This window comes from Streptomyces rapamycinicus NRRL 5491 (assembly GCF_024298965.1).
Taxonomy (GTDB): Bacteria; Actinomycetota; Actinomycetes; order Streptomycetales; family Streptomycetaceae; genus Streptomyces; species Streptomyces rapamycinicus.
Genome location: NZ_CP085193.1, coordinates 8,414,744 through 8,436,481, shown reverse-complemented (window position 1 = coordinate 8,436,481; position 21,738 = coordinate 8,414,744). Strand labels below are relative to the sequence as shown.

General features: G+C 73.1%; 18 protein-coding genes. 15 read left to right on the top strand and 3 right to left on the bottom strand.

Annotated features, from left to right (window positions below; all coding sequences use genetic code 11):
* Positions 1-156: 156 nt before the first annotated feature.
* Entirely contained in the window at positions 157-777 is a 621-nt protein-coding gene (locus LIV37_RS35375; RefSeq protein ID WP_020871867.1) for a hypothetical protein, read from the top strand.
* 167 nt (positions 778-944) lie between these two features.
* The gene (locus tag LIV37_RS35370) at positions 945-1,793 is read left to right on the top strand and encodes a glycosyltransferase family 2 protein (protein WP_121825076.1); all 849 of its coding nucleotides are present in this window, start codon (positions 945-947) and stop codon (positions 1,791-1,793) included.
* Positions 1,794-2,214: 421 nt separating this feature from the next.
* Here LIV37_RS35370 and LIV37_RS35365 read toward each other — a convergent pair whose 3' ends face one another.
* Positions 2,215-2,835, bottom strand: coding sequence for a TetR/AcrR family transcriptional regulator (locus tag LIV37_RS35365; protein ID WP_020871865.1), 621 nt, complete (start codon positions 2,833-2,835; stop codon positions 2,215-2,217).
* A gap of 191 nt (positions 2,836-3,026) precedes the next feature.
* On the opposite strand from LIV37_RS35365, the gene LIV37_RS35360 reads away from it, so the two are divergent.
* The 12 genes from LIV37_RS35360 (at position 3,027) to LIV37_RS35305 (ending at position 18,103) form a co-directional block, all read left to right on the top strand.
* Positions 3,027-4,097 carry a DMT family transporter gene (locus tag LIV37_RS35360; RefSeq protein WP_020871864.1) on the top strand — a complete coding sequence of 357 codons (1,071 nt, stop codon included), beginning with the start codon at positions 3,027-3,029 and terminating at the stop codon, positions 4,095-4,097.
* 51 nt (positions 4,098-4,148) lie between these two features.
* Positions 4,149-5,351, top strand: coding sequence for a PP2C family protein-serine/threonine phosphatase (locus LIV37_RS35355; RefSeq protein WP_020871863.1), 1,203 nt, complete (start codon positions 4,149-4,151; stop codon positions 5,349-5,351).
* 22 nt (positions 5,352-5,373) lie between these two features.
* Entirely contained in the window at positions 5,374-7,884 is a 2,511-nt protein-coding gene (locus LIV37_RS35350) for a SpoIIE family protein phosphatase (protein WP_121825077.1), read from the top strand.
* A 185-nt stretch (positions 7,885-8,069) separates the two neighbouring features.
* A complete protein-coding gene (dnaK, locus tag LIV37_RS35345; protein ID WP_121824126.1) occupies positions 8,070-9,989 on the top strand; it encodes a molecular chaperone DnaK in 1,920 nt (639 codons plus the stop codon).
* 54 nt (positions 9,990-10,043) lie between these two features.
* Positions 10,044-10,655, top strand: coding sequence for a nucleotide exchange factor GrpE (locus LIV37_RS35340; RefSeq protein ID WP_121824127.1), 612 nt, complete (start codon positions 10,044-10,046; stop codon positions 10,653-10,655).
* Between the two features lie 7 nt (positions 10,656-10,662).
* Complete coding sequence (locus LIV37_RS35335; protein WP_020871861.1) at positions 10,663-11,634, top strand: DnaJ C-terminal domain-containing protein; 972 nt, start codon at positions 10,663-10,665, stop codon at positions 11,632-11,634.
* On the top strand, positions 11,631-11,999 hold the full coding sequence (locus LIV37_RS35330) for a chaperone modulator CbpM (RefSeq protein WP_020871860.1): 369 nt from the start codon (positions 11,631-11,633) through the stop codon (positions 11,997-11,999). The genes LIV37_RS35335 and LIV37_RS35330 overlap by 4 nt, the downstream gene beginning before the upstream one ends.
* Positions 11,990-14,632, top strand: a complete 2,643-nt coding sequence (gene clpB, locus LIV37_RS35325; protein WP_020871859.1) for an ATP-dependent chaperone ClpB — start codon at positions 11,990-11,992, stop codon at positions 14,630-14,632. The genes LIV37_RS35330 and clpB overlap by 10 nt, the downstream gene beginning before the upstream one ends.
* 121 nt (positions 14,633-14,753) lie before the next feature.
* Positions 14,754-15,017, top strand: a complete 264-nt coding sequence (locus tag LIV37_RS35320) for a UBP-type zinc finger domain-containing protein (protein ID WP_044582043.1) — start codon at positions 14,754-14,756, stop codon at positions 15,015-15,017.
* Positions 15,017-16,771, top strand: coding sequence for an FAD-dependent oxidoreductase (locus tag LIV37_RS35315; protein ID WP_020871857.1), 1,755 nt, complete (start codon positions 15,017-15,019; stop codon positions 16,769-16,771). Before LIV37_RS35320 ends, LIV37_RS35315 begins: the two co-directional genes overlap by 1 nt.
* Before the next feature lie 16 nt (positions 16,772-16,787).
* Positions 16,788-17,219, top strand: coding sequence for a DUF2267 domain-containing protein (locus tag LIV37_RS35310; protein WP_020871856.1), 432 nt, complete (start codon positions 16,788-16,790; stop codon positions 17,217-17,219).
* 113 nt (positions 17,220-17,332) lie between these two features.
* The gene (locus LIV37_RS35305; protein ID WP_020871855.1) at positions 17,333-18,103 is read left to right on the top strand and encodes an IclR family transcriptional regulator; all 771 of its coding nucleotides are present in this window, start codon (positions 17,333-17,335) and stop codon (positions 18,101-18,103) included.
* Positions 18,104-18,106: 3 nt separating this feature from the next.
* Here the strand turns inward: LIV37_RS35305 and LIV37_RS35300 are convergent, their stop codons facing one another.
* On the bottom strand, positions 18,107-18,982 hold the full coding sequence (locus LIV37_RS35300; protein WP_020871854.1) for a citryl-CoA lyase: 876 nt from the start codon (positions 18,980-18,982) through the stop codon (positions 18,107-18,109).
* Positions 18,979-20,205 carry a CaiB/BaiF CoA transferase family protein gene (locus tag LIV37_RS35295; RefSeq protein ID WP_020871853.1) on the bottom strand — a complete coding sequence of 409 codons (1,227 nt, stop codon included), beginning with the start codon at positions 20,203-20,205 and terminating at the stop codon, positions 18,979-18,981. The genes LIV37_RS35300 and LIV37_RS35295 overlap by 4 nt, the downstream gene beginning before the upstream one ends.
* A 135-nt stretch (positions 20,206-20,340) precedes the next feature.
* On the opposite strand from LIV37_RS35295, the gene LIV37_RS35290 reads away from it, so the two are divergent.
* Positions 20,341-21,732, top strand: a complete 1,392-nt coding sequence (locus LIV37_RS35290; RefSeq protein WP_020871852.1) for an MFS transporter — start codon at positions 20,341-20,343, stop codon at positions 21,730-21,732.
* Positions 21,733-21,738: the final 6 nt, after the last annotated feature.

Here is a 21,738-nt window from a genome sequence, read left to right as displayed (position 1 = left end):
CACAGCGGTTCCCGGACGCCCCCTCGCCCACCCCCGGACTGTTCGAGGACCGCTCGATATGGCAGGGTCGTCTCCCACCGCGCCACATCCTTCACCGCTGCCCCACCACCGCCTCACCATCGCCCCACACCGGCATCCGAACGAAGAGAGACCGCCGTGCGTTCTCTGCCGCTCACCCTGGTCGCCCGTCTGCTGCCCGTCGCCGTCCTCGCCGCCGCGGGGGTGGCCATGACGACGTCGGACGACTCGGACACGAGCGCCACCCCGGCGGGCCCCTCCCCGCAGACCTCGGCCCCGGCGACCGGCGCCGCCGCGCCGCGCTACGCCAAGCCGCCCGAGGAGGCGTGCACGGTCCTCCCGGAGTCGATGATCAAGGACCTGGTGCCGGGCGCCAAAACGGCCGGGAACGAGCTGAAGTCCAGCGACCTCAACCGCCGTACGGGCTGCTCCTGGCACGCGCTGGACGACTTCGACTACCGCTGGCTGGACATCGCCTACGACGTCAAGAGCGTCGCGGGGAAGCAGGGGAAGCAGAAGAGCGGGGGCGGCAGCGCGGTGCCCGGCCTCGGCGACGACGCGTCGGTGACCGAGAAGACCACCGAGGACGACGACCAGGGCATACGCGAGGCCGTGGTGACGGTCCACCAGGACAACGCCACGGTCACCGTGACCTACAACGGCGGCGACTTCGAGAGCCACAAGGCCGCCGGCTCCGATGACATCCGTAAGGGCGCCATCGACGCGGCCAAGAAGGCGCTCGCCGCACTCGACGGCTGATTGTTTTGCTCAGTCTTGGAAGCTCGTTGCTCAGTCCTTGATGAACATCAGCCGTACGGAAGTGTCTTTCTGAGTGAACGGTTACGATCGCGGGCATCGCAACCGAACTCTGGAGTCCCACCGTGCCCGCCGCCCCCGAACCACGCCTGGGTATCGCCATCCTGACCATGGGCAACCGGCCCAGAGAGGTGGCCGCCCTGCTGGAGTCGGTCGCGAAGCAGGACGTGCCCCCGGCCCGCGTCGTGGTCGTCGGCAACGGCTCCCCGCTCCCGGAGTTCCCCGAGTTCCCGGGCGAGGTGACCACGGTCGAGCTGACCGAGAACCTCGGGGTCTCGGGCGGCCGCAACGTCGCCTGGCGGCGGCTGCGCGAGTTCGGCGACGTGGACGTGGTCGTCGACCTCGATGACGACGGGCTGCTGGTGGACGCCGACGTCTTCCGCCGGGTGCGCGATCTGTACGCCGAGGATCCGCGCCTGGGCATCGTGAGCTTCCGCATCGCCGACGAGACGGGCGAGACCCAGCGCCGCCACGTGCCCCGGCTGCGCGCGTCCGACCCGATGCGCGGCGGCGAGGTGACCACCTTCCTCGGCGGCGCCCACGGCCTGTCGATGGCGATGCTGGAGCAGATCGGCGGCTGGCCGGACGCGTTCTTCTTCACCCATGAGGAGACCGACCTCGCCTGGCGGGCGCTCGACGCGCGCTGGAAGGTCGTCTACGCCCCCGAACTGCTGCTCCAGCACCCCCGGACCTCCCCCGCCCGGCACGCCGTCTACCACCGGATGACCGCCCGCAACCGGGTCTGGCTGGCCCGCCGCCACCTGCCGCTGCCGCTGGCACCGCTCTACCTGGCCACCTGGACGCTGCTCACGCTCGCCCGCACCCGCTCCCTGACCGGGCTGCGGGCCTGGGCGGGCGGCTTCCTGGAGGGCCTGCGCACCAGCTGCGGACGGCGCCGGCCGATGCGCTGGCGCACGGTATGGCACATGACCAGGCTGGGCCGCCCGCCCATCATCTGACGGCCCCGCAGCCCGCGAACGAGCCCGGCAACCCGGCCGACGGCCTTACGGTTCCGGTCCGAGGGCCCTGCGGGGTGTCCGGCGGTTCTGCTCCCCTACCCGCCCCTTCCCGAAACTGGGGCTCCGCCCCAGACGCCGCTCCTCAAGCGCCGGAGGGGCTGGAAGACCGGGCTTCGCCCCTGGACCCCGGGGACTGGGGCGGAGCCCCTCCACGCGCGGCGAAGCCGCAAATCGGTGCTGCGGGAAGGAACGGAGCCCCGGTCCAGTGCCTGGGGCAGAGCCCCGCCTTCCAGCCCCTCCGGCGCTTGAGGAGCGGGGCCCGGGGCGGAGCCCCGGCGGGGGCTGGGGCGGAGCTCCAGTTTCGGGAAGGGGCGGGGAGGGGAGCAGCCCGCCGCAGGCGTACGCGCACCGCCGGGCACCCCTAAGGAGCCAGCCCGAGCGCGGGGAAGACCGACGCCTCGAGGAAGCGGGTCAGATACGCGCGGTCGGCGGCCCGGCCCTCGAGCAGGTGGCGGACCCGCATCGCGCCGATCAGCTGGGTGGGGACGAATTCGAGGGCGGGGTTGTCCGCGGCCACCTCGCCGCGCTCCACGCCCCGGCGGACCATCGTCTGGATCGTCTTCACCTCGTGCTCGATCAGCGCGGCGCGCAGCGCCTGGAGCAGATCGGGGTTCTGCAGCGCGGCGTGCCCGAGCGCGTACACCAGCGCGGTGTCACCGCCGCACACCTCCCCCGCCTCGCCCACCGCCTCCGCGACGGCGCGCAGATCGCCCGCGAGGGAGCCGGTGTCGATGCCCTCCAGCGCGAAGGGGCGCTTGCAGGAGCGCAGCGCGGCGACGACGAGCTGGGGCTTGGTGCACCACTGCCGGTAGAGGGTGGAGCGGCTGGCGCGGGTGCGGGCGGCGACCGCCTCGATGGTGAGGGCCTCGTAGCCGCCCTCCTGGAGCAGTTCGAGGACCGCCTGATAGAACTCCTGCTCCCGCTCGGGGGTGATCTTGGAACGGCGCTGCGGCGCGTCCGTCTCCGGGCTCTGCGTCGCCATCGGGTCTCCTCCTCGGTCCACCGGACTCCGGCTCCCTCCCCGACCACGCAGTGTACCGACACATCCGCGTACCGATACGCCCTTGTACCGATACGGCACCGCACCGGTACACTCTCGTATCGATACGTTTGTGTGCCGATAGCGCCCCCGGTGGCAGGCAGACAGACAGTGCCCAGAGGAAGGCACGGTGGATGAACCCGACCGTCATAGCCGTCGCGCTCGCGCTCGCCTCGGCCGTCGCCTACGCGACCGCGGCCGTGGCCCAGGAGCGGCTGGCCGCGAGCGGGCGGCCGGACCGCATGCCGCGGCTGCTGCTGCGCGGCGCCTGGTGGAGAGCGGTCGGCCTCAACTCCACCGGTGCCCTGCTGCATGTGGCCGCGCTGCGGTACGGACCGCTCACCCTGGTCCAGCCGCTCGGCGCGCTGACCCTGGTGGCGGCCGTCCCGCTGGGCGCTCGGCTCGCCGGGCGGCGGGTGGTCCGGGACGAGTGGCGGGGCGTGGTCCTCGCCCTGCTCGGCCTCGGCGCCCTGCTGCCGGTCACCGCCGGTGAGACCCCGCGCGAGACGCTGAGCCTGCCGGAGGCGGTCGGGCTCGCGGCCGTCGTGCTGGCGTTCATCGGGCTGTGCGTCCGGCCGGGGCGCGGGGGGCGCGGAACGCCGGGCCGTGGCCTGCGGTTCGCCACCGGGTCCGGGGTCGCCTCCGGCGTCGCCTCGGCGCTCACCCAGACCCTCACGGTGGCGCTCGCCGGCTCCCGCGCCCCCGAGGCGGCCCTGGTGTCCTGGCGGACCGCGGTCGTGGCCGTGCTGGTCGCGGTCTTCGCGGTGAGCGGTCTGCTGCTGTCCCAGAGCGCCTACGGCAGCGGCCTCGGCGCACCCCTGGCCACCCTGACCCTGGCCAACCCGGTGGCGGCGGCCGCCATCGGGATCGTGCTGCTGGACGAGCGGTTCCGGGGCGGGCCGGGCGGCTGGGCGCTGGCCGCCATGGGCGCGGCGGCGGCCGCCCGCGGCGTGGTCCTGCTCTCCCGGGCCCCGCGGTCGGGGGCGGGTGCGGGGGCACGCGGGGACACCGTGGTCGTACGGGGGTCCGCCGTACGCGACGCCGCCGTAGCCGTACCGCAGACCGCCGTACGCGAGACCGTCATACGCCAGGCCGCCCTGGAGACCGCCGTACGCCAGGCCGTCGCACGCGAGGCCCTCGCCCCCGGCGAGCCCCCGCGCGAGCCCGCCGCCGTCCCCCGGGAGCCGGTGCCCACGCCCCGGTGACCCCCCGTGACCCCCGGGCGTCGCGGGGCCCGCCGCCGTAAGGTTGACCGCATGGTGGACGCGAACGTGTCGACCTCGGCCGAGACCGCTGAGCAGTTGCTGGAGGAGCTGCTCCGGGCCACCCACGAGGCATCACCGGCGGAGCTCCCGGTGGCCCTGGACCGCTACACCGAGGCCATGAACATGGGCCGCGCGGTCGTCTTCCTGATCGACCTCCGGCAGCGGCTGCTGATGCCGCTCGAGGAGGGCGAGCCACGCCTGGAGCTCGACCACTCCCTGGCCGGATTCGCCTACCGCACCGATTCGGTGCGGGTCGAGGAGGAGGGCACGGGCGGGCTCACCGTATGGCTGCCGCTGATGAACGGCGCGGAGCGGCTCGGGGTCCTGCAGCTGCGGATGGCCTCCCTGGACGGGCTCAGGCTCTGGCGCTGCCGGACGCTGGCCTCGCTCCTCGCCCTGGTCATCACGTCCAAGCGGACCTATATCGACACCTTCGCGCGGCGCACCCGCACCCGGTCCATGCAGTTGCCCACGGAGATGCTGCGGGCCTTCCTCCCGCCCCGCTCCATCGGCACCGGCCGGGTGGTCTCGACGGCCGTCGTGGAGCCCGCGTACGAGCTGGGGGGCGATGCCTTCGACCACTCGTTCACCGAGGACGTCCTGCACGCCACGATCCTCGACGCGATGGGCCACGACCTGGCGTCCGGGCTGACCACCTCGGTGGCGATGGCGGGCAGCCGCAACGCCCGGCGCACCGGCGCCGACCTGGCGGCGCTCGTCACCACCGTGGACGAGGCGCTGGCCAAATGGCTTCCGGACCAGTTCTGCACGGGCGTCTTCCTCCAGCTGCACATGCCCAGCGGGGCGCTGCGCTGGTCCAACTGCGGCCACCCCACACCGCTGGTCATCCGCCGCCAACGGCTGCTGGACAAGGAGCTGGAGCGGCCTGCCGAACCGCCACTGGGGCTGCCCGCGCGGCTGTCGGACGCGCCCCGCCAGATCTACGAGACGACGCTGGAGCCCGGTGACCGCGTCCTGCTCTACACCGACGGGGTCGTGGAGTCGCGCGACGAGGGAGGCGAGCAGTTCGGCCTGGAGCGCTTCGCCGACCACATCATCCGCTCGACGGCGGCCGGGCAGAACGCCCCCGAGGTGCTGCGCCTGCTCATCCACGCGATCCTCGACCACCGGCACAGCGAACTCAGCGACGACGCCACGATTTTGATGATCGAGTGGCATCCGCCGGGCCCATGAGCCGTCGACCCGATGTCCGATGATGACGCCTCCCGACCCCACAGCCCCCCGCGTCCGGCCGGACCCGCCGCCCGGCGCCCTCGGCCTGGCCACGGCCACGGTCGACGACCACGGCGTGCTGACCGGGTGGAGCGAGGGCGCGCGGCGGCTGCTGGGCTACCGCGCCGAGGAGGTCGTGGGGCGGCCGGCGGCCGAGCTGCGCGCCGAGACGGCCACCGGGGACAGTGGCGGGGACACCGCCCGGGGCAGCCCCGAGGACACCGGCGGGGACACCGGCGGGGACACCGGCGGGGGCACCGCCCGGGGCACCGGCGAGGGCGCCGGGCCGTGCCTGGCCCACGGGCCCCGGTGGAGCGGCCGGATCGCGCTGTGCCACCGGGACGGCCATCCGCTGGAGGTCGAGCTGCTGGCCCACCGCGGCCCGCCGGACGACGGCCCCGCGGGCTGGCTCCTGGTCTCCGCCGCGCCCCTGGAACCACAGGAGCCGGTCACCCCCGCGGACCACGCCTTCGCCCAGTGCCCCTGCGTCCTGGCACTGTTCGACACCGAGCTGCGGCTGGCGCGGGCCAACGCCTATATGCAGGCCGCCACCGCCCGCAGCGAGGAGCAGATGCGCGGGCTGCGGCTGACGGAGCTGGTCGGCCACGGGGAGAGCGACCGGGTCGAGCGGGCCATGCGGCGGGTGCTGGAGAGCGGCGAACGCCTGGAGCTGGAGACGCATCTGCGGGAGCCGGGCGATCGCCAGGAGCACACCTGGTCGGTCTCGCTGGCCCCGCTGGCCAACCGCACCGGCGGGCTGCGCGGCGTGTGTTTCGCGGCCCGCGACACCACCGCCGAGCAGGAGGCCCGGCAGCGGCTCCAGCTGCTCAACGAGGCGGGGGCGCGGCTGGGCAGCCATCTGGACCTGGACCGGATCGCCCAGGAGCTGGCCGAGGTGGCCGTCCCCCGGCTCGCCGACTTCGCCAGCGTCGATCTGCTCACCTTCCTCCACGAGGGCGACGAGCCCCCGGAGGGGCCGCTGCGCGAGCCCGTCACCCTGCGGCGCGCGGCCCACCGGTCCATCCTCGACGGCGCCCCCGAGGCACTGGCCGACGTCGGGGACCTGGCCACCCACCCCCGGCACTCCCCCACGGCGGCGTGCCTGCTCAAGGGCCGGGCCGCACGGCACCAGGTGACGCCGTCCCTGCTGGCGAGCTGGGAGACCAAGGACCCCGGCCGGGCCGCCCGTATCCGCGAGCACGGAGTGCATTCGGTGATCGTGACGCCGATGCGCGCCCGCGGGGTCACCCTCGGCACGGCGTTCTTCGCCCGCCACCGCACCCCGGCGCCCTTCACCGACGACGACACGCTGCTGGCCGAGGAGCTCACCGCCCGGGCGGCCGTCTGCGTGGACAACACCCGCCGCTATCTGCGCGAGCGCAGGACGGCGGAGGCCCTCCAGCGCAGCCTGCTGCCGCAGCGGCTGCCCGAGCTGACCGCGCTGGAGATGGCCTCGCGCTACCGGCCCTCGGGCGCCTGGGCCGGGGTGGGCGGCGACTGGTTCGACGCGATCCAGCTGTCCGGCGCCCGCGCCGCCGTGGTGGTCGGCGATGTCGTGGGGCGCGGTATCCACGCGGCCGCCACCATGGGGCGGCTGCGCACCGCCGTACGCACCCTGGCCGATATCGACCTGCCGCCCGGGGAGCTGCTGACCCACCTCGACGACATGGTCACCCGGCTGTACTCGGACGAGAAGACCGAACGCTTCTGGTCCTTCGGCGCCACCTGTCTGTACGTGGTCTACGACCCGGTCTCGCGCCGCTGCTCCATCGCCGCGGCGGGCCATCCGGCGCCACTGGTGATCAGCCCGGAGGGCACCGCCGACGTGCTCGGCCCGCCCATCGGTCCGCCCCTGGGCCTCGGTGAACTGCCCTTCGAGATCATGGAGACGGAGCTGCCCGAGGGCAGTCTGCTCGCCCTCTACACCAACGGCCTGATCAACGGCCGCGAGCGCGAGATCGGCGACGGGCTCGAGACGCTGCGCGACGTCCTGAGCCGCCCCGCGCCCTCCCTGGACGCGCTCTGCGACGACGTCCTGCGGGCCCTGCCCCCGGCCCATCCGGACGACGACATCGCCCTGCTCCTCGCCCGCACCCGGGCGCTCCACTCCGACCGGGTCGCCACCTGGGACATCCCGGCGGACGCGCGCGCCGTCGCCGAGGCCCGCCGGAGCACCACCGAGCAACTGATCGACTGGGGTCTTGAGGAGACCGTCTTCACCACCGAGCTGATCGTCAGCGAACTGGTCACCAACGCGATCCGCTACGGCCGCCCGCCCATCCGGCTGCGGCTGATCCGCGACCGCGACCTCATCTGCGAGGTCTCCGACGCCAGCAGCACGGCACCCCATATGCGGCGGGCCCGGGTCTTCGACGAGGGCGGCCGGGGCCTGATGCTGGTGGCCCAGATGGCGACGCGCTGGGGCACCCGGCAGAGCACGGACGGCAAGACGATCTGGGTCGAGCAGGACGTCTCCACGGGCTCCACGGGCTGAGGGGCCCGGCCCCGGCTCCCCCGTCCCGTGGGCGCATTCGGGTCACCGATATTCGACCCGGGGGTGCGGGGGCCGATTCCTGTCCGATTTGTCACCCTGGAAGGAGAGGCCCCGTTCACCGATCCCGCTTCAGCGGCCGACCGGGCGATGTATGCGGCCCGTGGCCGCCTCCGGAAGGAGTTGCCATGGCCAAGGCAGTCGGCGTCGACCTGGGCACCACCAACTCGGTGATCGCCGCATGGGAAGGCGGTGAGTCCTCGGTCGTTCCGAACTCCGAGGGGAGCCGCACCACACCGTCGGTGGTGGCCTTCACCGACACCGGTGAACGGCTGGTGGGGCAGCTGGCCCGGCGCCAGGCGATCCTCAACCCCAAGGGCACCATCTACTCGGCCAAGCGGTTCATCGGCCGCCACTACGACGAGGTCTCCGCCGAGGCGAAGGCCGTCGCCTACGACGTCGTCCCGGACGAGGGCGGCCTGGCCCGTTTCAAGGTGCGCGAGAAGCTGTACTCGCCGGAGGAGATCAGCGCGCAGGTGCTGCGCAAACTGGCCGACGACGCGGGGAAGCAGCTGGGCGAGCGGGTGACCGAGGCGGTCATCACGGTGCCCGCGTACTTCAACGACGCCCAGCGCAGCGCGACCAAGGACGCCGGTGAGATCGCCGGTCTGACCGTGCTGCGCATCATCAACGAGCCGACCGCGGCCGCTCTCGCCTACGGGCTGGACAAGAAGGGCCATGAGACGGTCCTGGTCTTCGACCTCGGCGGCGGCACCTTCGACGTGTCCATCCTGGACGTCGGGGACGGGGTGGTGGAGGTCCGCTCCACCGCGGGCGACAGCCACCTGGGCGGCGACGACTTCGACCGGCGGCTGGTCGACCACCTCGCCGACAAGTTCCAGCAGGAGAACGGCATCGACCTGCGCCGGGACCCGCAGGCGCTGCAGCGGCTCTTCGAGGCCGCGGAGAAGGCCAAGACCGAGCTGAGTTCGGTGACCCGGACCCAGCTCAACCTGCCGTTCATCACCGCGGACGGCTCCGGTCCGAAGCATCTGACCGAGACCGTGATGCGGTCCACCTTCGAGCAGATCACCGTCGATCTGGTGGAGCGCTGTCTGGGCCCGGTGCAGCAGGCCATGGCCGACGCCAAGGCCGGGGAGAGCGACATCGACGAGGTGATCCTGGTCGGCGGCTCGACCCGGATGCCGGCCGTACAGGCCCTGGTCCGCCGGCTGACCGGCGGCAAGGAGCCCAATATGAGCGTCAACCCCGACGAGGTCGTGGCGCTGGGTGCCGCGATCCAGGCGGGGGTGCTCAAGGGGGAGGTCAAGGATGTCCTGCTGCTCGATGTCACGCCGCTGTCGCTGGGCGTGGAGACCCGCGGCGGCGTGATGACGAAGATCATCGAGCGGAACACCACCATTCCGGTGCGCCGCACCGAGACCTTCTCCACGGCCGAGGACAGTCAGCAGGCGGTGGACATCGTGATCCTCCAGGGTGAGCGTGAGCGGGCCGCCGACAACCGGGTGCTCGGCCGCTTCCAGCTGACCGGCATCCGTCCGGCGCCGCGTGGTGAGCCGCAGGTGGAGGTGACCTTCGATATCGATGCCAATGGGATCCTCAATGTCACGGCGCGGGACCGGGACACCGGCAAGGAGCAGTCCGTTCAGATCAGCGAGACCGGCAACCTGGAACGCGGCGAGGTCGAGCGGATGGTCCAGGAGGCCGAGCGCAATCGCGGTGAGGACCAGGCGCTGCGCGAGGCCGTGGACGCGCGCAATGAGCTGGATGCCGCCGCTTACCAGGTCGAGAAGCGCCTTGCCGACTTGGGCGAGGCGGTGCCCTCCCATGAGCGGTCGCGCGCCGAGATGCTGGTGCACGACGCCCGCGAGGCGGTCAGGAACGAGGCCGGTGTCGACCGGACCAGGCCGCTGGCCTCCGAGCTCCAGCAGGTCTACGCGGGCCTGGCCGCCCATGAGGCGGCCGGTGCGGGCGCGGGCCCGGGCGGCGCGGCCGGCGGGCCCGGGGCGGGCGGCGCCCAGGACACCGGGGGCGGAGGCGGCGGGGGCGACGAGGACGTCATCGACGCCGAGTTCGACAAGGGCTGAACCGAAACCAATCCGACGAAGGCCGATCCCACGAAGGCTCACCGAGAGGCCGCGATGTCCACTCAACCGCAGCAGCCCGACCCGGTGCCGGAGGGCGCCGTGACGGAACCGGAGCGGGAGCAGGATCTGCCCGCCCCGGGCGCCGCGGAGGCGCGCGGCGCGGGCGGGGAGGGCCCCGGCCCGGACGCGGCCGGCGGACCCGCCGTCGGCGAGGCCGACGAGCGGGCCGCCGAGCAGGCCGCCGCGCTGGCCGAGCTCGACGACCGCTGGCGCCGGGCCCTGGCCGACCTGGAGAACCTGCGCAAGCGCCATGCCAGGGAGCTGGAGCGGGAGCGGGCCGCCGAGCGGGCCCGTACGGCGGCGGCCCTGCTGCCCGTCATCGACAACCTCGAACTCGCCCTCTCCCACGCCGAGGCCGACCCCGGCTCGATCGTGGAGGGCGTCAAGGCCATCCACGACCAGGCCGTGAACACCCTGGCCCAGCTGGGCTACGAGCGGCAGGCCGAGACGGGGGTGCCGTTCGACCCGGCCCGGCACGAGGTGGTGGGCGTGGTCGAGGACGCCGACGCGGAACCGGGCACCGTGGTCCAGGTGCTGCGCCCCGGCTACGGGGAGCCCGGCCGCCAACTGCGGCCGGTGGCCGTGGCCGTGGCGAAGCGGGAGTGAGAAGGCCATGGCACGGGACTACTACGAGGTGCTCGGGGTGTCCCGGGGCGCGAGCCAGGACGAGATCCAGCAGGCGTTCCGCACCCGGGCCCGCCGCCACCACCCCGATGTGAACAAGGACCCGGACGCCGAGGAGCGGTTCAAGGAGCTCAACGACGCCTACAGCGTGCTCTCCGACCCCCGGACCCGGGCCCGCTACGACCGGTTCGGCGAGGACTACCGCAAGATCCCCGAGGACTGGGAGGAGCGCGTCGGCACGGGTGCCGGGGGCGGCGGCGGTGGCTTCCGCGGCTGGACGACGGCCGGCGACGGCGGCCGGGTGCGGTTCACCCGTGGCTTCGGCGAGGACGCCGGGGGCGAGGGGGTGGACTTCGAGGACCTGTTCGGCGCGTTCTTCGGCGGTGGCGGCGCGGGGCCGGGCGGCGCGGTCGGCGTCACCATCGCCGGGGCCGATCAGGAGGCGGAGCTGCCGCTCACCGTCGAGGACGCCTTCCACGGCGGGCGGCGCGGCGTCACCCTGGCCGGGCCCACGGGGCAGCGCACCTTCGAGGTGAACGTCCCGGCGGGGGTCATCGACGGGCAGCGCATCCGGCTGGCCGGGCAGGGCGGCCGGGGCACCGGTGACGCACCGGCCGGGGATCTGTATCTACGGGTGCGGATCCTGCCGCATCCGCGGTTCCGGCTGGACGGCCGGAACGTCCACGTCCACCTTCCGGTGTCCCCCTGGGAGGCCGCGCTCGGCGCGACCGTCCCCGTACCCACACCCGGCGGCACCGCCAAGGTGACCGTCCCGCCCGGCACCTCCAGCGGCCGCAAGCTGCGGCTGCGCGGCGAGGGCATGCCGGATCCGCGCGGCCCCGACGGCGATCTGTACGCCGAGATCCGCGTCATGGTGCCGCCGCACCTCGGCGCCCGGGAGCGGGAGCTGTTCGAGGAGCTGGGCCGCACCTCCTCCTTCGACCCCCGGAGGGAGCGATGAGCACTCACGTACCCAGGACCGTCACGGCCACCCACCACCTCCCCGTGACGGCCGTCCACTACGAGCTGGTGCCCGCGCGCAGGCTGTCCCTGGAGACCGTGGCCCGTCGCACCGGGCTCCACCCCGACCTGATCCGGCGCTTCGTCGCCCTCGGCCTGATCGACGCCGAGCGCGACGCCGCCGGGCGGCTGGTGTTCGCCCTCGACGCCCCGGCGGCACTGGCCCGCGTCGAGCGGCTGCACACCGGGCTCTGCCTCAACTACGCCTCGATCGGTCTGGTGCTCGATCTGCTCGACCGCATTGACCGGCTCGAAGCCGAACTGCGCCGCGGCGGCGCGAGGAGTGAAGGACCGCCATGGACATGAACCGCCTCACCGAGAAGTCGAGGGAAGCCCTCCAGGACGCCCAGACCAGCGCCCAGGGTTACGGCCACACCGAGGTCGACGGCGAGCATCTGCTGCTGGCCCTCCTCGAACAGCCCGACGGGCTGACGTCCCGGCTGATCGGCCGGCTGGGCGCCGACCCCGAAGCGGTGCGCACCCTGCTGGAGGCGCAGGTTGCGCGCAAGCCCAAGGTCACCGGCCCCGGCGCCGCCCCCGGGCAGGTCTTCATCACCCAGCGGCTGGCCCAGGTGCTGGATGCCGCCGAGCGGGAGGCGAAGCGGCTGAAGGACGAGTACGTCTCGGTGGAGCATCTGGTGCTGGCGCTGGCCGGGGAGGGGTCCGCCACCGCGGTGGGGCGGGTGCTCAAGGAGCACGGCATCACCGGGGAGGCGTTCCTGCACGCGCTGAACCAGGTGCGCGGCAGTCAGCGGGTCACCTCGGCCAATCCGGAGGTGGCGTACGAGGCGCTGGAGAAGTACGGGCGGGATCTGGTCCTGGAGGCCCGTTCGGGCAAGCTGGACCCGGTGATCGGCCGGGATGCCGAGATCCGCCGGGTGACGCAGATCCTCAGCCGCAAGACGAAGAACAACCCCGTGCTCATCGGCGACCCCGGTGTCGGCAAGACCGCCATCGTGGAGGGCCTGGCCCAGCGCATCGTCCGCGGCGACGTCCCCGAGGGGCTGCGCGACAAGACGGTCTTCGCCCTGGACATGGGGTCGCTGGTGGCCGGCGCGAAGTACCGCGGGGAGTTCGAGGAGCGGCTCAAGGCCGTGCTCACCGAGGTCACCTCGGCCCAGGGGCGGATCCTGCTGTTCGTCGACGAGCTGCACACGGTGGTCGGGGCGGGGGCCGCCGAGGGCGCCATGGACGCCGGGAACATGCTCAAGCCGATGCTGGCCCGCGGCGAGCTGCACATGATCGGCGCCACCACCCTTCAGGAGTACCGCAAGCACATCGAGAAGGACGCCGCGCTGGAGCGCCGCTTCCAGATGGTGCTGGTGGACGAGCCGGGTGTGGAGGACACCATCTCCATCCTGCGCGGCCTGCGCGAGCGTCTGGAGGTCTTCCACGGCGTGAAGATCCAGGACACCGCGCTGGTCTCCGCCGCCACCCTCAGCCACCGCTACATCAGCGACCGGTTCCTCCCCGACAAGGCCATCGACCTGGTGGACGAGGCATGTGCCCGGCTGCGTACCGAGATCGACTCCATGCCCGCCGAACTGGACCAGATCACCCGCCGGGTCACCCGGCTGGAGATCGAGGAGGCCGCGCTGGCCAAGGAGAGCGATCCGGCCAGCCACCAGCGGCTGGAGGAGCTGCGCCGGGAGCTGGCCGATCTGCGCGCCGAGGCCGACGCCAAGCACGCCCAGTGGGAGGCCGAGCGGCAGTCCATCCGCCGGGTGCAGGACCTGCGCCGGGAGCTGGAGGAGGTGCGCCGCGAGGCCGAGGAGGCCGAGCGCGCCTACGACCTGGGCCGCGCCGCCGAACTGCGCTACGGCAGGCTCCAGGAGCTTGAGCGCAAGCTGGCCGCGGAGGAGGACCAGCTGGCCGCCAAGCAGGGCGCGCACCGGCTGCTGCGCGAGGTGGTCACCCAGGAGGAGATCGCCGACATCGTCTCCGCCTGGACCGGGATCCCGGTCTCCCGCCTGAAGGAGGGCGAACGGGAGAAGCTGCTGCGCCTGGATGAGATCCTCCAGGAGCGGGTCATCGGCCAGGACGAGGCGGTCAAGCTGGTGGCCGACGCCATCATCCGGGCCCGCTCGGGCATCCGGGACCCGCGCCGCCCGATCGGCTCGTTCATCTTCCTCGGCCCCACCGGCGTGGGTAAGACCGAGCTCGCCAAGGCGCTGGCCGCCGCGCTCTTCGACACCGAGGAGAACATGATCCGCCTGGACATGAGCGAGTACCAGGAGCGGCACACGGTAAGCCGGCTGGTCGGCGCCCCGCCGGGGTACGTCGGCTACGAGGAGGGCGGCCAGCTCACCGAGGCGGTGCGGCGCAAGCCGTACTCGGTCCTGCTCTTCGACGAGATCGAGAAGGCCCACACCGATGTCTTCAACGCCCTGCTCCAGGTCCTGGACGACGGCCGGATCACCGACGCCCAGGGGCGGCTGGTGGACTTCCGCAACACCGTGATCATCATGACCTCCAACATCGGCTCGGTGCACCTGCTCGACGGCGTCACCTCCGAGGGCGAACTCAAACCGGACGCCCGAAGCCTGGTGCTGAGCGAACTGCGCGGCCACTTCCGCCCCGAATTCCTCAACCGGATCGATGACATCGTGCTGTTCAAGCCACTCGGCGAGCCGCAGATCGAGCGGATCGTGGAGCTCCAGCTCGACGAGTTGCGCAAGCGGCTGGCCGAACGCCTGATCGCCGTCGAGCTGACCCCGGCCGGGCGCGAGGTGATCGCCCACGAGGGCTACGACCCGGTATACGGGGCCCGCCCGCTGCGCCGCTACATCTCCCACGAGGTGGAAACCCGCATCGGACGCGCCCTGCTGCGCGGCGACGCCGAGGAAGGCACCACCATCAAGGTGGACGGACAACAAGGCGAGTTGGCGGTCAGCTACGAACGCCACCCCGAGATCGCCGGTCTCGGAAAGGCCGCGTGAGCGCGATGCCGCACCGGACCGTCCAACCCCGCCACCGGCCGCACCCCGCGGACCGCGCCCCGGTCCGAGGTGCGGGCCGTCCCGTCCCTGCTCATCCTGGAAACGAGAAAGGGTGAACGCCATGGCCATCGAGCCCGATCCGCACCTGTCGATGGTGCGCCAGGTCTCCCCGCGCACCCCCGAGGGGTGCGAGGAGTGCCTGCGCCTGGGGTCCCCCTGGGTCCATCTGCGGCTCTGCCTGACCTGCGGGCACGTGGGGTGCTGCGACTCCTCGCCGCTCAAGCACGCCCGGTCCCACGCGTACGCCGAGGAACACCCCATCGTCGAGCCCATGGAACCGGGCGAGACCTGGCGGTGGTGCTACGCCCACGAGGCCATGGCCTGATGTCCGGCGAGGACCGTTCCCCGGACACCGCGCCGGAGGGCGCGGCACCGGACGAGACCCCGGATCTGTACGGCGCGTTTCCGCGGCTGACGGGCCAGCAGATCGCGTTCCTCTCCGGGCACGGCACCCGCCGTTCGGTGGCGCCCGGTGAGGCGGTGTTCCGCGAGGGCGACCGGGGCACGGACTTCCTCGTCGTCCTCAGCGGCACCATCGCGATCACCGAGCACCACGGCACCCCGGACGAGCGGGTGCTGAGGGTGCACGGCCCCGGGCGCTTCCTCGGCGAACTGGCCCTGCTCCAGGGGCAGGCGGCCTTCTCCGCCGCCCACGCCCGGGAGGCCGGGGAGGTGCTGGCCGTCCCGGTGGACCGGCTGCAGGTGGTGGTGGCCCGCGCCCCTGTCCTCGGCAATCTGATCCTCCGCGCCTATCTGGGCCGCCGCGCCCTGCTGGTCGGGGCGGGCGCCGGGTTCCGCATCCTCGGCTCGCGCTACTCGCCCGACACCCGGCGGCTGCGCGAGTTCGCGGCCCGCAACCATCTGCCGCACCGCTGGATCGACCTGGAGGCGGACGAGGAGGCCGAAACGCTGCTGCGCCGCGTCTCGGTCAGCCCGGAGGACACCCCGATCGTCATCTGGCGCGAGCACCAGGTGCTGCGCAACCCCGGCAACGCCGAACTGGCCCGGCTCATCGGCCTCTCCCCGCCGGTGGGCACCTGCGGCCACTGCGATCTGCTGGTCGTCGGCTCCGGCCCGGCCGGGATCGCCGCCGCGGTCTACGGCTCCTCCGACGGTCTTGGCACCACGCTCGTGGACGCGTTCGCCACCGGCGGCCAGGCCGGCACCTCGTCCCTGATCGAGAACTACTTCGGCTTCCCGGCCGGGATCTCCGGCTCCGAACTCACCGAGCGCGGTGTGCTCCAGGCGCGCATGTTCGGGGCGCGGGTGAGCGTCCCGGCGGAGGCCACCTCCCTCGAACGGGACGAGGGCCACTACCGCGTCACCTTCGCCGACGGCGGCGAGACCACGTGCCGCACCGTCGTCCTGGCCACCGGCGCCCGGTACCGCAGGCTGGAGGTCCCCGGGATCGAGCGTCTCGAGGGGGCGAGCGTCTACTACGCGGCCACCGTCTACGAGGCGCGGCAGTGCGGCGCGGACCCGGTCGCGGTGGTCGGCGGCGGCAACTCCGCGGGCCAGGCGTCGCTCTTCCTCGCCGAGCGGGTGCCCCGGGTGCACCTGCTGATCAGGGGCTCGTATCCGGGCTCCCGGATGTCCCGCTATCTGGTCGACCAGATCGAACGCCATCCGCGGGTGACCGTGGCCCTCGACACCGAGGTGCGCGAGGTGCGCGGCGACGACGCCCTGCGGGCGGTCGTGGTGGAGCACCGCCGTACCGGGGAGCGCCGCGTCCTGAACGCCTGCTCGCTGTTCGTCTTCATCGGGGCCAAGCCGTGCACCGCCTGGCTCTCCGGCGTCCTGGCCCTGGACGACCGGGGCTTCGTGCTCACCGGTGCCGAGGCCGAGGCCCGGGCGGCGGCCGGTGTGTGGGAGGGCCAGGGCCGCCGCTGTCTGAGCCTGGAGACCAGTCTGCCGGGGGTCTTCGCCGCCGGTGATGTGCGCAGCGGCTCGGTCAAGCGGGTGACCTCGGCGGCCGGTGAGGGGGCGATGGCCGTCCACCACGTCCATGACCACCTCGGCCACACCACCGCCGACCTCACCCGCCCGGTCGGCGAGCCGACCCCCGTCCGCCACTCATGAGAGAGGGACGAACACGATGGTTGCGACAGGCTTTCCCGCGTTCGACACGACCGTCGACAAGACCAACCGGCTCCTCAAGGAGATCGAGGACGCGTACGGCTGGCCCAAGGAGCGCCGTAAACAGTCCTACGCCGCCCTGCGCGCGGTGCTGCACCAGCTGCGGGACCGGCTGACGGTGGACGAGGCGGTCCAGTTCGGCGCACAGCTCCCGATGCTGGTGCGCGGCATGTACTACGAGGGGTGGAGGCCCTCGGAGACGCCCGTGAAGATGCACAGCGAGGAGTTCTTCCAGCGGATCCGGCACGACTTCCCGTACTCGATCCAGGGCGACACCGAACAGCTGGTCCACACCGTCCTGGGGGCCCTGCAGCGCCATATCAGCGAGGGCGAATGGGATGATCTCCGGGGTCGGATGCCCGCCGACCTGGTCACCGTCATACCGGCGTAGCCGAGTACCCGCGCAGCCGAATACCCGCGCAGCCGACTCCGGGCCCTCGAACCGCCTGGTGGTACCGTCGCCCCGATGGGCGGCTCATGCGGTGTGCGGCGAGGAGGACGGCGATGGGGACGGCGGCCGGAGAGGGCGGCGAGGGAGTACGGAGCGTCCTGCGCGCACTGGATCTGCTCGCCCTGTTCGACGAGTCCCACCGCTCCCGCAGCGTACGGGAGTTGACCGACGCCACCGGGCTGGCCAAGTCCACCGTGGTCCGGCTGGTGGCCACCCTCGAGCAGCGCGGGCTGCTGTGGAGCCGGGGGGACGGCCGGCTCACCCCCGGCGCCGGTCTGCTGCGCTGGGCGGCGCTCGCCCAGGACGCCTGGCGACTGCCCCCGGAGGCGGTGGAGTGTCTGCGTGTCCTCTCGGTCCGGTCGGGCGGCGAATCCTCCCGGATCTACATCCGCCAGGGCGGCTCCAGGGTGTGCGTGGCCCAGCACGAGGGCACCCAGCAGCTGCGCCATGTGGTGCGCATCGGTGAGGAGATGCCCCTGTGGGCCGGTGCCTCCGGGCACGTCCTGCTCATCGGCGGCTCGTCCCGGACGCTGAGCCGGGTGGCCGCGGCGGCCGGTCGCGGCCCGGACTTCGCCGCCGTCCTGGCGACACGGGCGCGCCTCGCCGCGGAGCGGGGCTGGGCGGTCAGCCACGGTGAGCGCGAGGACGGGGTGTCCGCCGTGGCCGCCCCGGTCACCGACGCGACCGGGCAGGTCGTCGCCGCGGTGGGGCTCGGCGGGCCCACCAGCCGCTTCACCGAGGAGCGTGTCGAGTCGTTCCGCCCGGCGCTGGCCGAGGCCGCGAAGCGGCTGTCGGAGCTGCGGTTCCTCGGCGAGAGCGGCTGACGTTCAGGCGCTCCCGGCGCTGTTCCCGCCGCTCTCCGGCCGGTCGAGGTTCCGGGGCGCCGGGCCCTCGTACGAGGGCAGCAGCCGCCGGGGCAGCGGGCCCTTGATCCTGGCCCCGCCGGACTTCTCCTCCCAGGCGTGGGAGAGGATGCCCACGCTGCGGGAGAGCACGAACAGCCCGCGTCCGAGCTCGGGCGGAAAGCCGAGTTCGCTGTAGACGATGGCGGTGGCGCCGTCGATGTTCATCGGCACGGGACGGCTGCGGCCCTCCGCCAGCGCCCGCTCCAGGGCCGTCCCGGCGCGCAGCGCCCAGCCCGGCGCCTCGCCGTCCGCCACCGCCGCGCCCACCAGGTCGAGCAGCGGGGTGCGGCGCGGGTCGTAAGGGTGGAAGCGGTGGCCGAATCCCGGAACGTGGGAGCCCGTGGCGCGGTACTCGGCCACCAGGTCCTTCGCGGCGGCGTCGACGTCCGCCCCCTCGGCCACGGCCTCCTCCAGCCCGGCCAGGACCCCCATGCACTGCTGACCGGCCCCGCCGTGGACGTCCCCCAGCAGGTTCACCCCCGTGGCCACCGCGTTGTTCAGCCCCAGTCCGCAGGTGGCCGCCATCCGGGCGGCGGCGATCGACGGGGCCTGGGGCCCGTGGTCGACGGCGGCGACGAGCGCGGCCTCCAGCAACCGACCCTGGGGCGGGGTGGGCAACTCGCCGCGCAGCAGCAGCCAGACGGTCTCGGCGAAGGACACCTGGCCGATCAGCTGCTCGACCGGGTAGCCGCGCAGCAGGATCTCGCCCGGCCGGATGCGGCTGACGGCGGTGGCCCACCAGTCGATGACGTCCTGTGGCACCGCCGTGGCCTCCGGCTCTCCGGACGGGCGGGTCATATCGCACCACGCTCCCTCATCGCGTCGATCTCCTTCGGGGTGTAGCCGAGTCCGGCCAGGATCTGGTCGGTGTGCTGGCCCAGCAGCGGTGGCGGGGCGGTGGCGGCCGCCGGTTCGCCGTCGACCCGGAACGGGCTGCCCAGGACGCGCAGTTCGCGCGTCCGCCCGTCCGGGAAGGGCAGCGTGCGGACGAAGTCCCGCTCCGCGAGCTGCTCCAGGCCCAGCGCGTCGGGTACGGACAGCACCCGCGCGGCCGGTACCCCGGCGTCGGCGAGGATCTCCTCCCACTCCCCCGCGGTCCGCTCGGCGAGCCCCTTCTCGACCTCGGCGCGCAGCTCCTCGCGGTGGGCCTTGCGGTCCGCGGGATGCGCGAACCGCTCGTCGTCCAGCAGTTCCGCGCGGCCGATGAGCCGGCACAGGGTGGCGAACTGCCGCTGGCGGTTGGCCGCGATGTTGAGGTATCCGTCCGCCGTGCGGAACGTCCCCGACGGCGCGGCGGTGAAGTTCTCATTGCCCATGGGCCGCGGTGGGCGGCCGGTGATCAGGTAGTTGGAGGTCACCCACCCCATCGCGGTGAGCGCGGCCTCCAGCATCGAGACGTCCAGATACGCGCCGCCTCCGGTGCGCTCCCGGCGCACCAGGGCCGCCGCCACGGCGAAGGCGGCGGCCATGCCGCCGAGGGTGTCGGCGACCGGGAAACCGGCGCGCAGCGGGCTGACCTCGGGGGTGCCGGTCACGCTCATCATCCCGGAGAGGCCCTGCACGATCTGGTCGTAGGCGGGCCGGGCGCGCAGCGGTCCGGTCTGGCCGAAGCCGGAGACGGCGCAGTAGATCAGCCGCCGGTTCTCCCGCATGAGGACGTCGCGGCCGACGCCCAGCCGGTCCATCACCCCGGGGCGGAAGTTCTCGAGGAGGACGTCGGACTCCCGCACCGCGCGCAGCAGGGCCGCGCGCCCCTCGTCCTCCTTGAGGTTCAGGGTCAGCGAGCGCTTCCCGGCGTTCTGGGCCAGGAACGACGCGCCCAGCAGATCCTCGCTGAGCTGCCGGTCGGCGCCCAGTTGGCGGGCCAGGTCCCCGGACCCCGGCATCTCGACCTTGAGAACGTCGGCGCCGTGGAGGGCGAGCTGATATCCGGCGAAGGGCCCGGCGAGGACATTGGTCAGATCCAGGACCCGGATGCCGTCGAGCAGGGGTGGCGGGGCGGCGGGGGCGGGCGTGCTCAACGGATGACCTCCAGCGCGAATCGGGGTGTGACCCCTTGCCACGGGGTGTGTGCCTCCATAACATCACCGAACCACCAAGTGGCACAAGCGAACCACACAGTGGTACTCGATCCACGGTGACAAGGGAGTCCCCCAATGACGCACACCGGCAGTTCCGCCACCAGAAGGCCGGTCTTCCAGCCCAAGGTCGCCCTCGCCGCCGTCTTCGGCACCACGGTGGAGTGGTACGACTTCGCCCTCTACGGAACCGCGGCCGCCCTCGTCTTCAACAAGGTCTACTTCCCGGACAGCGACCCGCTGGTCGGCACGGTCCTCGCCTACGGCACCTTCGCCATCGGCTTCCTCGCCCGGCCCCTGGGCGGCGCCTACTTCGGGGAGCGGGGCGACACCCAGGGCCGCAAGGGCGTGCTGGTGGCCACCCTGCTGATGATGGGGCTCGCCACCACGGCCATCGGCCTGCTGCCGACCCACGCGCAGATCGGCGTCGCCGCGCCGGTGCTGCTGACACTGCTGCGCTTCGTCCAGGGCTTCGCCGCGGGCGGCGAGAAGACCGGAGCGCTGATCATCCTCTTCGAGAACGCACCGCCCAAGTGGCGCGGGCTGCTCACCTCACTGCCCGCGATCGGCACCGGCACCGGCACCCTCCTGTCCACCGGCGCCTTCGCGCTCACCACCGGGCTGCTGTCCGAGGACGCCTTCCTCACCTGGGGCTGGCGGATTCCCTTCCTGCTCAGCGCGGGCCTGACCTTCTTCGGCCTCTGGGTGCGCCGCTCACTGCCGGAGACCGCCGAATTCCAGCAGGTGCGGCAGGCCGGGCAGACGGGCTCCACCGGCGCGAAATCCGGCCGCCCGCTGCGGCAGCGGATCGCCGGGAGCCGCTGCGTCGCCGCCTGGCGCCGCTACCCCAAGGAGATGCTCATCGTGATCGGCGCGGGCGCCGCCGAGAACGCGGGCTACTACGTCTTCGGCACCTTCTCGGTCACCTACGCCGAGGACCGCGGACTGCCGACCGCCGCACTCCTCAGCGGCATCTCGCTGGTCGCGGCCGTGAAGCTGGTGACCGTACCGGCCTTCGGCGCGCTCTCCGACCGCGTCGGGCGGCGCCCGGTCTCGATCGGCGGGGCCCTGGTGCTGCTGGCCGCCGCATGGCCGTTCTTCGCGGTGATCGACGGCGGACACACCTGGGCCATCTGGCTCGCGCTCTTCCTCACCCTGGGCATCGGTCAGTCCGCCGTCCTCGGCTCCCAGCCCGCGTTCTTCGCCGAACTCTTCGACACCACGGTCCGGTTCAGCGCGGTCGGCATCGCCAACAACATCGGGACCGTGCTCACCGGCGGCCTCGCGCCCATGCTCGCGTCCGCCCTGCTGCTCTGGTTCGACCACAGCGTCACCGGCGTGGTCGTCTTCATCGCCCTGATGAGCGCGCTCACCGTGGTCACGGTGGCACTGGCGCGGGAGACGCGCGGGGCCGCCGACCCGGCCGAGGAGACGGCCGCGCGTCAGGAGAACCTCCAGACCGCACCGTAAGTCTCC